Origin of the sequence: Limnohabitans sp. 2KL-1 (genome assembly GCF_003063435.1) — a bacterium.
Classification (GTDB): domain Bacteria; phylum Pseudomonadota; class Gammaproteobacteria; order Burkholderiales; family Burkholderiaceae_C; genus Limnohabitans_A.
Genome location: NZ_NESL01000009.1, coordinates 62,653 through 77,929, shown reverse-complemented (window position 1 = coordinate 77,929; position 15,277 = coordinate 62,653). Strand labels below are relative to the sequence as shown.

Genomic DNA, 15,277 nt, shown 5'->3' with positions numbered 1-15,277 from the left:
TCTGCGTCGTGCCGTCTGCGGCGGCAGCGGTGAAGCTGTCGGTATAAGTCTGACCATCCTCGAACTGGTTTTGAGCCGTGTTCATGGTGTAGGTCCAGGCACCGGCAGTGGTCAGACTGAACTTGCCGTAGGCGTTGGTTCCAGCCACGTCGGTTCGGGCTGTGAACAGGTTGGCCGTGCCGTCCACGTCGGTGGCGGTTAGCGTGCCGTTGACGTTTTGGACGGCGTCGGTTTCGGTCAAGCTAGCGGTGCTGACACCTGCAATCACTGCAGCGTCATTCGTGCCGGTGATGGTCACCGTCACCACTTGGGTCGTACCGTCTGCAGCGGCTGCGGTGAAGCTGTCGGTGTACGTCTGGCCACCCACGAACTGGTTTTGAGCCGTGTTCATGGCGTAAGTCCAAGCGCCTGCCGTGGTCAGAATAAATTTGCCGTAACCGTTGCTTCCGTTTACGTTTGTCTGTGCGGTGAACAAATTGGCAGTACCGTCCACGTCGGTCGCGGTCAGTGTGCCACTTGCGTTTTGAACGGTGTCGCTCTCTGTCATGCTGGCGGTGCTGACGCCTGCAATCACTGCGGCGTCATTCGTGCCGATGATCGTCAGCGTCACCACTTGGGTCGTACCGTCTGCGGCAGCAGCGGTGAAGCTGTCGGTGTAAGTCAGACCATCCTCGAACTGGTTTTGAGCCGCGTTCATGGTGTAAGTCCAGGCACCGGCAGTCGTTAGACTGAACTTGCCGTAGCTGTTGGTTCCGCTAACGTTTGTCTGAGCAGTGAACAGATTGGCCGTACCGTCCACGTCGGTGGCGGTCAGTGTGCCACTCGCATTTTGAACGGCGTCGCTTTCGGTCAGGCCGGCCGTGCTAACGCCTGCAATCACTGCGACGTCATTCGTGCCGGTGATGGTCACCGTCACCAGTTGGGTCGTGCCGTCTGCGGCGGCTGCGGTGAAGCTGTCGGTGTACGTCTGGCCACCCACGAACTCGTCATGCGCTGTGTTCATGGTGTAAGTCCAGACACCGGCAGTCGTCAGACTGAACTTGCCGTAGGCGTTAGTTCCAACCACGTCGGTTCGGGCTGTGAACAGATTGACTGTGCCGTCAACGTCGGTCGCGGTCAGTGTGCCACTCGCGTTTTGAGCTGCATCGCTTTCGGTCAAACTAGCGGTACTGACGCCTGCAATCACGGCAGCATCGTTTGTGCCGGTGATGGTGACGGTGACGATCTGCGTCGTGCCGTCTGCGGCGGCTGCGGTGAAGCTGTCGGTGTAAGTCTGGCCGCCCACGAACTGGTTTTGCGCCGAGTCCATGGTGTAGGTCCAGGCACCGGCAGTAGTCAACGTGAACTTGCCGTAACCGCCACTACCCGTCACGTTTGTCTGAGCAGTGAACAGATTGGCCGTGCCGTCCACGTCGGTGGCGGTCAGCGTGCCACTCGCGTTTTGAGCCGCATCACTCTCTGTCAGGCTGGCGGTGCTGACGCCTACAATCACTGCGGCGTCATTTGTACCCGTAATGGACACAGTGACAATTTGGGCCGTACCGTCTGCAGCGGCAGCGGTGAAGCTGTCGGTGTAAATCTGGCCGTCCACGAACTGGTTCTGCGCCGCGTTCATGGTGTAAGTCCAGGCACCAGTCATGGTCAGAGTGAACTTGCCGAAACCATTGGTTCCAGCCACATCAGTACGAGCAATGAACAGGTTGGCCGTGCCGTCAACGTCGGTGGCTGTCAGTGTGCCGTTAGCGTTTTGAACTTCATCACTTTCGGTCAAGCTGGCCGTGCTGACGCCTGCAATCACTGCGGCGTCATTTGTACCCGTAATGGACACAGTGACAATTTGGGCCGTACCGTCTGCAGCGGCAGCGGTGAAGCTGTCGGTGTATGTCTGACCATCCTCGAACTGGTTTTGAGCCGCGTTCATGGTGTAAGTCCAGGCACCGGCCGTGGTCAGAGTGAACTTGCCGAAACCATTGGTTCCAGCCACATCAGTACGAGCAGTGAACAGATTGGCTGTGCCGTCAACGTCGGTGGCGGTCAGTGTGCCATTCGCGCTTTGAGCGGCGTCGCTCTCTGTCAGGCTGGCGGTGCTAACGCCTGCAATCACTGCGGCGTCGTTCGTTCCACTGATGGTCACAGTGACCACTTGGGTCGTACCGTCTGCAGCGGCTGCTGTGAAGCTGTCGGTATAAGTCTGACCATCCACGAACTGGTTTTGCGCCGCGTTCATGGTGTACGTCCACGCGCCTGCACTGGTCAAATCGAACTTGCCGTAGCCTCCGCTACCAACGGTCGCTGTCTGCGCCGAAAAGGTCGCAGGGCTGTCCACGTCGGTGATCGTCAGCGTGCCGGTTGCAGTTTGGAATTCATTCGTCTCGGTCAAGCTGGCGGTACTCACACCGCCGAAGACGGCTGGGTCGTTGACAGCGGTGATGTTGATGGTGTTGCTGCCCAGATTGGACGCGTTGTTGGTGCTGGCCCCGTCATCCACTTGCCAAAGGATGGTGCGCGTTGCGCTGCTGACAGTGGGGTTGTGACTGGTGCTGCTGTAGGTCACGCTGCCCAGCGCAGTCTGGTATTGCGCCACGGTGGCGCTGCCTGTGAGCATCAGCACACCGGTGCTGCTGTTGTAGCTGCCCGTGATGCCGTTGGCGTTGGTGAAGTTCAGCATGTCACCAGAGGTGAAACCGCTGCCAATGCTGGCCGTGGCGCTCACGAGGTTGGTGTTGTCCACATCGGTGACAGTCAGTCCGCTGTTGATTACCACACCTGTGCCCAGCTCGGTGTATGAAGCGGCGGAGATGGTTGGGGTCACCACGGGGGCGTCGTTGACCGCAGTGACATCGACCAAAAAGTGGCCTGGCTGATTACTGATGGAACCCGTGGCAGAAATCATGCCATTGACGTTGTTTTGCGCCCCCGAAACAGCGGTGCCCGTGAAAGTGGCATCGACTGCACGGAAGTTCAAGTCGCCCAGAACCGTGCCATTGGCATTGGCGTTCGGGGTAAAACGCAAACTGTCGCTGGCATTGAGATACATGACCTTGGTCCAATCCACCAGGCCAAGGTAAGTGGTTGGGAAGTCGGTCCAGTTGCTACCGTCAGTGCTGTATGCCCAGGTCCCGTTGGTGGATGTGTTTTGAACGATCACGATGCCTTTGAGAGCCGTGCCCTCTGCATCCGTCACCTTGCCAGCCAATTGATCGGCAATGACGAAGCTTGTGGCGGTGTCTTCCAAGGTTGTGAGTGTTGTGGTCGGTGTCACGATCACCGGTGCGTCGTTGGCAACGGTGACGTTGATGGTCGAGGTGATTGCATTCGAATCAGCCGCACCGTCGTTCACTTTGTAGCTCACAGTGCGTGTGCTGGTACTGGCGTTGTCCGATGTGTTGCTGTACGCCACAGCATGCAAGGCGGCTTCCCACTGTGCTTTCGTGGCCGTGTTGCCTGCAGAGGTCAGCGTCATGACGCCATCGGCAAAGCTGCTGGTGATGTTGCCCATGCTCACGTTGGTGAAGCCAAGCACGTCTTCGGCCAGCACGTTGTTGCTGGCGTCTTTGACGGTCACGGTAGCCGAGGCGAACGTGGTGTTGTCCACATCACTCAAACCGATGGCGGTGTTGATGGCTGTGGCGATTTGGTTTTCGGTGTAGGCCAAGGTCGATGTGGTGGCCAAGACGGCTGCGTCATTGACTGCGGTGACCGTGATGTTGACCGAGTCAGCGTCGGTCAGGCCACCGGCGTCGGTGGTCAGCACGGTCAGCACGTCACTGCCGTTGTAGTGGGCGCTGGCGGTGTAGCTCAGCGTGTCCAGTGCCGCGTTGATTTGCACGGCTGTGCCGCTCAGGGTCATGCCCGACGATCCGTTGGTGCCCGCACTCACGGTGGCCCCACCGGCCAGGCTCACGCTCAAGCTGCCGTGGGACACGCTCAGTTGCGTGGTGCTGATGTTGCCGCTGCCTTCGGGGTCAGCCACGGTGATGAGGTGGCCACCTGTGAAGACCAAGGCAGTGTCTTCGTTCACTGTCAGTGTGGTCAAAGGTACGGTGTTGGTCGGTGCCTCATTGACGTTGGTCACCGTCACGGCCACGTTTTGGTTGGTGTAGGCCCCGGCTGCATTGGTGGCGCGCACGGTCACGTCGTACACGTTGTTGGTCCCCGCATCGGTGGCCGATTCGTGGTTGGGCGAGGCGATGAAGGTCAGCGCGCCGGTGCTGCTGTCAATGGCGAATTGGCTGCCATCGGAACCCACAGCGGTGTCGATGCTGTAGGTGATGTCGGTGCCTGCGGCTGCGGTGTATACCGCTGTGCTGGTGGCCGTGTTTTCTGGCACGCTGGCGGTGATGTCGCTGGTGAAGACAGGGGATGCCAAGATGATCAGGCTCATGGCCGGGCTTTGGCCGCTTTCGTTGCCTGCGGCATCGACCAGGCTGTAGGTGAAGCTCCTGGCCGTGGCGCTGGTGGTCAGGGCGCCGGTCAGCGTCAGCACACCGGTGGTGTTGTCGTAGGTGGTCGGTACAGGCGCGCCGTCGACATACAGGTTGATGCGGCCACCTGAGGTGAGCAGCCCGCTTGGAAGTTGGATGCCTGGCGTGGTGTCATCGGTGCTGGCGGCGGTGCTGACGGTGTTTTGCGCAGGACCCACATCGTCCGCATACGCGCTCGGTGCACCCGTGGGCGTGTCGGGGAGCAAGGTGTCGAGTTCAAAGCTGGTGGTGCCGTTGCTTGCATTGACGTTGCCTTCGGCGTCGGTGGCCACGGCCGTGACGGCGATGGTGCCGTTGGAGAGCGTCGTCAAGTCGCTTGCGCTGAGCACCACTGCCACGGGAGTGGCGCCATTGCCAATGACGGTTTTTTCTACCGTGTTGCTGCCGTTGGTGAAGGTCACGACCACGTTGACACCCTGCTCGGCCGTGAGCGTGATCACACCGGTGGCCGCTGTGGCTTCGGCGGAGGTGGCACCACCGGTGACGCCGGTGCCCAGGGTCAGCACAGGTGTTGCGGGGGCGTTGGTGTCCACCATGTAGCTGGCGTTGTCGGTCAAGGCCGACGCGGTCAGGATGGCGTTGTTGCCGGCCAGGTCTTTGATGGTGCTGCCGTTGAGACGCAGGGCGTTGGCGTCCACACTGATGCCGTTGGCGTCGTTGAGGGTGGCCGCCACGGTGTACTTGAACTTGAGGACGGTGGAGGAGGAACTGGCGCTGTCATAGGTGGCATAGACGCTTTCCGCTCCACCTATGTTCAAGGCCAGGCGGGGTGTATTGGGGGCTGTGCCCGTGACCACCACTGCTTCGCTCAATGTGACGCTGAAGGTAAGGGTGTCACCCGCGTTGAGGGTGCTGTTGACCACCCCAGCGGCATCCGTGATGGACAAGCCCAGGACTGTTGGGTTGGCGTTGGTGGCGATGGAGGCTGCTGTGTTTGCAGCAGCCTCCGCTGCCGTGGCGTTGGCCACGCCTACAGGATCAGCTTCGATCGCGGCCAATGCCGCATTGTGTGCGGCTGTCGCTGCGGCTGTTGCTGCCGTCGCTTTATTCATCGCATCGGTGGCTGCGGCTTGGACAGCTGTTTGCTTGGCGTCAATGGCCGCAAGTTCTGCGGGTGTCGCTGGCTCACTCAGGGCAGCTATGGCTGAATTGAGATCAGCTTTGGCGGCCGTCGCTGCTTGGGCGGCGGCGTTGGCTTCAACGGCTGCGGCGTCTGCTGCTGCGCCCAGATCGGCAACTTTGCCATCTGTTGTGACTTCGCTGTTGGTTGCGGCTGTGGTTACCGCAGTCGCCGCTGCTGTTGCAGCCGATGCAGCTGTAGTTGCTGCTGTCACGCTGGCTGGAATCGTTTCGTTGGCAGCTGTCGCTGCGGCGCTGGCCGCGTTTGCTGCAGTTGTTGCTTCTGCGGCTTTGGTGTTTGCGACTGCGGCTGCAGCAATGGCTGCTGCTTGCTTGGTTTCGACTGCTGCCAGCTGTTCTGGCGTTGCAGGCGTGCCCAACGCTGCAACGGCTGCTTGCAGGTCTGTCTGAGCCGTTGTGGCCGCTGCTGCAGCTGTATTGGCGGCAGTCGCTGCGGCTGTGGCACTGTCTGCCAAGATCGCAACTTTGGCGTCCGTCGTAACTTCGCTGTTCGTTGCGGCTGTGTTGGCTGAAGTGGCTGCTGCTGTCGCGGCGGCGGCTGCAGTCGTCGCTGCTGCCACGCTGGCTGGAATCGTTTCGTTGGCCGCTGTTGCTGCGGCGCTGGCCGCGTTTGCTGCGGCTGTTGCTTCTGCGGCTTTGGTGTTTGCTGTTGCTGCTGCGGCGATGGCTGCTGCTTGCTTTGTTTCGACTGCTGCCAGCTGCTCTGGCGTTGCAGGTGTGCCCAAGGCTGTGACGGCTGCTTCCAACTCTGTCTGAGCTGTTGTAGCCGCTGCTGCGGCCGTGTTGGCGGCAGTCGCTGCAGCTGTGGCACTTTCTGCTAGGGCCGCAACTTTGGCGTCTGTTGTGACTTCGCTGTTGGCTGCAGCTGTGTTGGCTGAAGTGGCAGCTGCTGTAGCGGCGGCGGCTGCAGTCGTCGCTGCTGCCACGCTGGCTGGAATCGTTTCGTTGGCCGCTGTTGCTGCAGCGCTGGCCGCGTTCGCTGCAGTTGTTGCTTCTGCGGCTTTCGTGTTTGCGACTGCGGCTGCAGCAATCGCTGCGGTTTGCTTAGTTTCGACTGCTGCCAACTGTGTGGGTGTGGCTGGATCGGTCAAAGCGGCAACGGCCTCTGACAACTCTGTCTGAGCTGTTGTCGCCGCTGCTGCGGCCGTGTTGGCGGCAGTCGCTGCGGCTGTGGCACTGTCTGCCAGGGTCGCAACTTTGGCGTCCGTCGTGACTTCGCTGTTGGCTGCGGCTGTGTTGGCGGCAGTGGCTGCTGCTGTCGCGGCAGCGGCAGCCGTATTTGCCGCTTCCACGCTGGCTGGGACCGTTTCGTTTGCTGCCGTCGCTGCGGCGCTAGCCGCGTTTGCTGCAGTTGTTGCTTCTGCGGCTTTCGTGTTCGCGGCTGTGGCAGCAGTGATCGCTGCTGCTTGCTTGGTTTCCACTGCCGCCAGTTGCTCTGGCGTTGCAGGTGTGCCTAACGCGTTAACGACCGTCGTCAATTCAGCCTGTGCTGCAGTGGCCGCTACTGCGGCTGTGTTGGCGGCAGTCGCTGCAGCTGCGGCACTGGCTGCCAGGGCCGCAACTTTGGCGTCTGTTGTGACTTCGCTGTTGGTTGCGGCTGTGGTTGCCGCAGTCGCCGCTGCTGTGGCAGCCGATGCTGCTGTCATGGCCGCCGCTACGCTCGCTGGAACCGTTTCGTTGGCAGCTATCGCTGCAGCGCTGGCCGCGTTCGCTGCGGCTGTCGCTTCTGCGGCTTTCATGTTCGCGACTGTGGCAGCAGCAATGGCTGCGGCTTGTTTGGCTTCCACTGCTGCCAGTTGTTCTGGTGTGGCGGGTGTATCCAACGCGTTAACGGCCGTCGTCAACTCAGCCTGTGCGGACGTGGCCGCTGCTGCGGCTGTGTTAGCGGCAGTCGCTGCGGCTGCGGCACTGTCTGCCAGGGTCGCAACTTTGGCGTCCGTCGTGACTTCGCTGTTGGCTGCGGCTGTGTTGGCCGCAGTCGCCGCTGCTGTTGCAGCCGATGCAGCTGTAGTTGCTGCGGCAACGCTGGCTGGAATCGTTTCGTTCGCTGCCGTCGCTGCAGCGCTGGCCGCGTTTGCTGCGGCTGTCGCTTCTGCGGCTTTGGTAGTTGCTGTTGCGGCTGCAGCAATCGCTGCGGTTTGCTTAGTTTCGACTGCTGCCAACTGTGTGGGTGTGGCTGGATCGGTCAAAGCGGCAACGGCCTCTGACAACTCTGTCTGAGCTGTTGTCGCCGCTGCTGCGGCCGTGTTAGCGGCAGTCGCTGCGACTGTGGCACTTTCTGCCAAGGCCGTAACTTTGGCGTCTGTCGTGATTTCGCTGTTGGTTGCGGCTATGTTGGCCGCAGTTGCGGCTGCTGTTGCAGCAGATGCAGCTGTCGTTGCCGCAGCCACGCTAGCTGGGATCGTTTCGTTGGCCGCTGTTGCTGCGGCGCTAGCTGCATTCGCTGAGGTTGTCGCTTCTGCGGCTTTGGTAGCTGCCGTCGCGGCTGCAGCAATCGCTGCGGTTTGCTTAGTTTCGACTGCTGCCAGCTGTATGGGTGTGGCTGGATCGGTCAAAGCGGCAACGGCCTCTGACAACTCTGTCTGAGCTGTTGTGGCCGCTGCTGCGGCTGTGTTGGCTGCAGTCGCTGCGGCTGTGGCACTTTCTGCCAGGGCCGCAACTTTGGCGTCTGTCGTGACTTCACTGTTGGCTGCGGCTGTGTTGGCTGAAGTGGCTGCTGCTGTCGCGGCGGCAGCGGCGGTCATGGCTACCGCCACACTTTCGGGGACCGTTTCGTTGGCTGCTATCGCTGCAGCGCTGGCCGCGTTTGCTGCAGCTGTTGCTTCTGCGGCTTTCATGTTCGCGACTGTGGCAGCAGCAATGGCTGCGGCTTGCTTGGTTTCGACTGCTGCCAACTGTTCTGGTGTGGCTGGTGTACCCAACGCGTTAACGGCCGTCGTCAACTCAGCCTGTGCTGCAGTGGCCGCTGCTGCAGCTGTATTAGCTGCAGTCGCTGCGGCTGTGGCACTGGCGGCCAGGTCAGCGACCTTGGCGTCTGTTGTGACTTCACTGTTGGCTGCGGCTGTGTTAACGGCAGTCGCCGCTGCTGTTGCGGCTTCGGCGGCTGTCGTTGCTGCGGCAACGCTTGCCGGGACCGTTTCGTTGGCTGCTATCGCTGCAGCGCTGGCCGCGTTTGCTGCGGCTGTCGCTTCTGACGCTTTCGTGTTCGCTTCAGTACCCGCAGCGAGGGATGCAGCTTGCTTGGTTTCCACTGCCGCCAATTGCTCTGGCGTAGCAGGTGTGCCCAACGCATTAACTGCTGTCGTCAACTCAGCCTGTGCCTCAGTGGCCGCTGCTGCAGCTGTGTTAGCGGCAGTCGCTGCGGCTGTGGCACTTTCTGCCAAGGCCATAACTTTGCCGTCTGTTGTGACTTCGCTGTTGGTTGCGGCTGTGTTGGCTGAAGTGGCAGCTGCTGTCGCGGCGGCGGCGGCAGTCGTCGCTGCTGCCACGCTCGCTGGAACTGTTTCGTTCGCTGCCGTCGCTGCAGCGCTGGCCGCGTTCGCTGCAGCCGTCGCTTCTGCAGCGTTGGTAGTTGCTGTTGCGGCTGCAGCAATCGCTGCGGTTTGTTTGGCTTCCACTGCTGCCAGTTGTTCTGGCGTTGCGGGTGTGCCCAACGCGTTAACGGCCGTCGTCAACTCAGCCTGTGCGGACGTGGCCGCTGCTGCAGCTGTATTAGCTGCAGTCGCTGCGGCTGTGGCACTGTCTGCCAAGGCCGTAACTTTGGCGTCTGTTGTGACTTCGCTGTTGGCTGCGGCTGTGTTAACGGCAGTCGCCGCTGCTGTCGCGGCTTCGGCGGCGGTCGTTGCCGCTGCCACGCTGGCTGGAATCGTTTCGTTCGCTGCTATCGCTGCAGCGCTGGCCGCGTTCGCTGCAGCCGTCGCTTCTGCGGCTTTGGTAGTTGCTGTTGCGGCTGCAGCAATGGCTGCGGCTTGCTTAGTTTCCACTGCCGCCAGTTGTTCTGGCGTTGCAGGTGTGCCTAACGCGTTAACGGCCGTCGTCAATTCAGCCTGTGCGGACGTGGCCGCTGCTGCGGCTGTGTTGGCTGCAGTTGCGGCGGCTGTGGCACTGTCTGCCAAGGCCGTAACTTTGGCGTCTGTTGTGACTTCGCTGTCGGCTGCGGCTGTGTTGGCTGAAGTGGCTGCTGCTGTCGCGGCGGCGGCAGCCGTAGTTGCCGCTGCCACACTGGCTGGGACCGTTTCATTGGCCGCTGTCGCTGCAGCGCTGGACGCACTCGCTGCGGCTGTCGCTTCTGACGCTTTCGTGTTCGCTTCAGTAGCCGCAGCGAGGGCTGCAGCTTGCTCGGTTTCCACTGCCGCCAATTGCTCTGGCGTTGCGGGTGTGCCCAAGGCTGTGACGGCTGCTTCCAGCTCTGTCTGAGCTGTTGTGGCCGCTGCTGCAGCTGTATTGGCTGCAGTTGCGGCGGCTGTGGCACTGGCGGCCAAGGTCGCAACTTTTCCGTCTGTCGTGACTTCGCTGTTAGCTGCGGCTGTGTTGGCTGAAGTGGCAGCTGCTGTAGCGGCGGCGGCTGCAGTCGTCGCTGCTGCCACGCTGGCTGGAATCGTTTCGTTCGCTGCTGTTGCTGCAGCGCTAGCTGCGCTCGCCGCGGCTGTCGCTTCTGCGGCTTTGGAAGTTGCCGTCGCGGCTGCAGCAATGGCTGCGGCTTGTTTGGCTTCCACTGCTGCCAGCTGCTCTGGCGTTGCGGGTGTGCCCAAGGCTGTGACGGCTGCTTCCAGCTCTGTCTGAGCTGTTGTGGCCGCTGCTGCGGCCGTGTTGGCGGCAGTCGCTGCGGCTGTGGCACTGTCTGCCAGGGTCGCAACTTTGGCGTCTGTCGTGACTTCGCTGTTGGCTGCGGCTGTGTTGGCTGAAGTGGCGGCTGCTGTCGCAGCTGCAGCGGCGGTCGTTGCTGCGGCCACACTCTCTGGAATCGTTTCGTTGCCCGCTGTTGCTGCTGCGCTAGCAGCATTCGCTGCGGCTGTCGCTTCTGCGGCTTTGGTGTTTGCGGCTACGGCTGCGGCGATGGCTGCTGCTTGCTTGGTTTCCACTGTCGCCAGTTGTTCTGGCGTTGCAGGTGTGCCCAAAGCGTTAACAGCCGTCGTCAACTCAGCCTGTGCGGACATGGCCGCTGCTGCAGCTGTATTGGCTGCAGTTGCTGCGGCCGTGGCACTGGTGGCCAAGTCCGCAACTTTTGCGTCTGTTAGGACTTCGCTGTTCGCTGCGGCTGTGTTGGCCGCAGTCGCCGCGGCTGTTGCGACAGCGGCAGCCGTAGTTGCTGCTTCCACGCTGGCTGGGACCGTTTCATTGGCTGCTGTCGCTGCAGTGCTGGCCGCGTTTGCTGCAGCTGTTGCTTCTGCGGCTTTAGTGTTTGCTATTGCGGCAGCAGCAATGGCTGCGGCTTGCTTGGTTTCGACTGCTGCCAGTTGTTCTGGTGTGGCGGGTGTATCCAACGCGTTAACGGCCGTCGTCAACTCAGCCTGTGCGGACGTGGCCGCTGTTGCAGCTGTATTAGCTGCAGTCGCTGCTGATGTGGCACTTTCTGCCAGGGCAGAAACTTTGGCGTCTGTTGTGACTTCGCTGTTGGCTGCGGCTGTGTTCGCAGCAACTGCGGCGGCGGTCGCGGCGGCGGCGGCGGTCGTGGCGGCCTCCACACTCGCCGGGACCGTTTCGTTCGCTGCTGTTGCTGCAGCGCTGGCAGCGTTCGCTGCGGCTGTCGCTTCTGCTGCTTTCGTGTTGGCCGTTGTTGCAGCGGCAAGCGCTGCGGCTTGTTTGGCTTCAATGGCTGTCAGCTGTGCTGGCGTGGCTGGATCGGTCAACGCGGCAACCACTGCCGACAGTTCTGCCTGAGCTGTGCTTGCCGCAGCTGCGGCCGTGTTGGCTGCAGCAGCAGCTGTTGTGGCGCTGGCGGCCAGTTCGGCAACTTTGGCGTCTGTCGTGGCTTCGCTGTTCGCTGCGGCTGTGTTGACAGCTGTAGCCGCTGCTGTTGCGGCGACGGCTGCCGTCGTGGCGGCTGCCACGCTCACCGGGACAGTTTCGTTCGCTGCTGTTGCTGCAGCGCTGGCAGCATTCGCTGCCGCTGTCGCTTCTGCAGCTTTCGTGTTCGCTTCAATAGCTGCAGCAAGGGCTGTAACTTGTTTGGCTTCCACCGCTGCCAATTGCTCTGGCGTTGCAGGTGTGCCCAAAGCGTTAACAGCCGTCGTCAACTCAGCCTGTGCTGTGCTGGCCGCAGCTGCAGCCGTGTTCGCCGCTGCAGCCGCTGCCGTGGCACTGGCTGCCAGTTCGGCCACCTTGGCGTCTGTCGTCACTTCGCTGCTGGCCGCAGCTGAGTTCGCTGCCGTTGCGGCAGCTGTCGCTGCGGCGGCAGCCGTCGTGGCCATTCCCACGCTCGCCGGGACAGTTTCGTTGGCCGCTGTCGCTGCAGCGCTGGCCGCGTTGGCGGCTGCTGTCGCTTCTGCGGCTTTGACCGTTGCGATCGTCGCTGCAGCAATCGCTGCCGCTTGTTTCTCTTCCACCGCCGCCAACTGTTCTGGCGTGGCAGGCGTGCTCATGGCTGACACCACCGTTTCTAGCTCGGCCTGCGCTGCCGAGGCAACCACAGCAGCCTCGTTCGCCGCCGTGGCGGCCGTTGTGGCCAAAGCGGCCATAGCCGCAACAATGCCGCCTGTGGCTGCATTGCTGTTGTTCACGGCCAAAGTGGCTGCATCTGCTGCTGTAGTGGCTGCAGCGGCTGCTGCCAGTGCTTCAGCCGCACTCTGGGGAACCGTTTCTTTGGCCGCCGTGGCAGCCGCGCTGGTGGCATGGGCCGCAGCTGTGGCTTCTGCGGCCTTGGCTGTGGCTGTGGTCGCAGCAGTCATAGCGGCTGCCTGCTTGTCTTCCACGGCCGCCAGTTGCTCTGGCGTCGCAGGCGTGCCCAGGGCCGTCACGGCTTCCGTCAACTCTGCCAAAGCGGCCGTGGCTGCTGCTGCAGCCTTGTTGGCCTCTGTCGCTGCAGCGGTGGCCAATGCAGACAATTCGGCCACTTGGCCATCCGTGGTGACTTCGCTGTTGACGGCGGCTGTATTGGCCGCATTGGCGGCTGCAGCAGCGGCCTGCGCCGCTTGGGTTGCCAGCGCCACACTGGCGGGTACAGGTTCTTTGGCCGCCGTGGCCGCTGCGCTGGCCGCGTTCGCTGCCGCTGTGGCCTCGGCAGCTTTCGCACTGGCTTGTGCTGCAGCCACAATCACCGCCTCTTGCTTGACCTCGACTTGCGCCAGTTGCTCTGGCGTGGCGGGTGTCCCCAACGCTGCCACGGCTGCGGCCAGTTCGGCCATGGCCGACAAAGCTGCCGCCGCCGCGGTGTTCGCCGCCAGTGCAGCCTGATCTGCCGCAGCAGACAAAGTTGCAACCGCTGAATCCGTGGTTTGTTCGCTGGTGGTCGCCGACTCTTGAACAGCAGTGGCCACAGCCAAGGCAGAAACTGCAGCTTGGTTCGCGGCAACAGCGCTGGCAGGAGCGGCAGTCCCTGCCGCCGTCGCAGCCGCCGTGGCCGCGGTAGCTGCAGAAGCAGCGGCTTGGGCTTTGGCTTGGGCGTTACCCGCTGCGGCGATGGCAGCCGCTTGCTTGGACTCCACAGAGGCCAGCTGCGCGGGTGTGGGCGGTTGCCCCAATGCAGCGACGGCCAATGCCAACTCGGCTTGCGCTTGAGTGGCCAACTGCGCGGCTTCCGTTGCAGCCACTGCCGCATCGCCTGCCTGGCCAGCCAATGCGGCCGCCAACGAAGTGGATGCATTCAAGGCATCAATCGCAGCGGTAACGACGGACTGCACGTTGGCCCGCGTGTTGAGTTGCGTCTCATCATCGGCCTTGCCCAATGCGGCAGACACGGCCGCCAGGTTGACCGTCGTGATGCCGGTCAAACCCATGGCCCCCAATTGCGCCACCGTCAAGGCGGCCCATTGCGCGGGTGTCAAGGCTGCCAATTGGTCCACCGACAAGGCCGCCAAAGCATCTGGCTTGACCGCTTGAAGCTGTTCACTGGTCAATCCAGCCACAGCCTGGTTGCTCACACCCGCCATTTGATCCGGGCTGAGTGTGGATGCCGAATCGACGGTCAAGCTGTTGGACTCCGTCACCTGGGGTTTCAGGCCAACTGTGCTGGAAACACTTTGTCCCAATCCATCTTGCGTCACCACTTTCAACGGCACGTTGAGTTGATTTTGGACGTCCGTTGAAAGCAGGCTGAACTGGCCTTGCGGATTGACCAGGACGTTTTGTGTGCCAGACGCAATGGTCACTTGGACCGTGCTCCCCGGCAAGGCTTTGCCCGTGATAAGCAGTTGACCCGATGGATTCAAAGCCTGACTGGTGATGACCACCTCGCCAAGCAACTGGCGGTTGAGCTCGGTATTTTCCAAAAATACCGCACCCTGCGGGTCTTTTTGCAAGGCCAGCAAGGCTTGTTGACGCCCCTGATCCAGCAAGTCAAGACTCTCGGCCTCGCTGGACAATGTGCTTTTGATTTGCTTCAGGCTCGCATCGATGCTGCCGCCATTGGCTTTGTCCAGACCGGAAAGTTTGGCCAGCAAAATGCCGTATTTTTCGGCGTTGCTGAGACCGTCTTGGGCGTTGAAGCCTGAGCTGTTGGTCGTGACCGCAAGGCCGGTGATGTCCAAGCCTTCTGTGCCCAAGGCCTTGGCAACCTGGGTGTTGACGCGGGTGATCAACTCTGCCGCCGGTGCCTTGTTGCCAACGACATTGGCCTCGCGCACCGCCAATTCGGTCACCGGCGTGATGTGGATGGTCAACACACGATTGCCAGCCTGCATGTCAACGTTTTTCAGCTCCTGCGTGGCCATGGCACGCAAGTCGGTGCCCAATGATTGGTGGTTGGCGGTCACCTCGTCCAGGAAGTTGACAGCCGCCGCGTTGTTGTCTTCGGCACGGACAAAAACCGCCCCGGTGTAATCGGCCCGCCCCGCCACGACAATGCGCCAGGCACCGTGACCATCCACATCGGCCGCGCCCAGCAGCTGTCCCTGGTCATCAAAGGCATACACAGTCACGCCACTGTGCACAGGCCCTGCATTGACCTGCCCTTGCACCACCAGGTCTTTGCTGACCGATGACGCCTTGCTGATTTGCCCCTTGACCGCAGCCAATCCGCCTGTCGCGCCTGAAAACAACTGCAGGTAGTTCAAGCCCCAGATCCCTGCCCCTGAGGCGTTGTCGCTCGCCGTCGCCCCGATGCCCAAGTCCTGAACCGACACCGACTCGCTGATGCTGTAGATTTTTTGCGGCAGCATCTGTTCAGGCAACACGTATTCGTGCAACTGCCCGCTCTCGGTGTGACCGTACAAACTGTTTGGCCCCTCCGACTTCGGCTCAGTAAAGTAGTCCTCAATGATCAGGTCGGCATGCGACTCCCCATCGAACCAGACGTTCAAGTCTTTGCCCACCCGCTGCAACTTGATTTTGGGTGGCACCGACTGTTCTGCCGGCGCCAAGTCCTTGATCTCGTAGCGCGCACCCGGCATCGCCTTCATCACAGTGGGCTGACCTTTGGCGCCTTGTCCCTTGTGAACAAAGGTGGAATGCGGCAAGGCAGCGCGGCTGGTCATGATGATTTGTACGTTGGTCGTCAT

Annotated in this window: 1 protein-coding gene (cut by a window edge); it reads right to left on the bottom strand. The window is 61.7% G+C overall.

What is annotated here, in order from left to right:
* Positions 1-15,277, bottom strand: the start of a protein-coding gene (locus B9Z47_RS15415; RefSeq protein WP_146185816.1) for a VCBS domain-containing protein. The gene continues 19,940 nt to the left of window position 1, outside the view; 15,277 of the gene's 35,217 nt are visible here — the first part of the coding sequence; its start codon is at positions 15,275-15,277; the stop codon falls past the left edge of the window.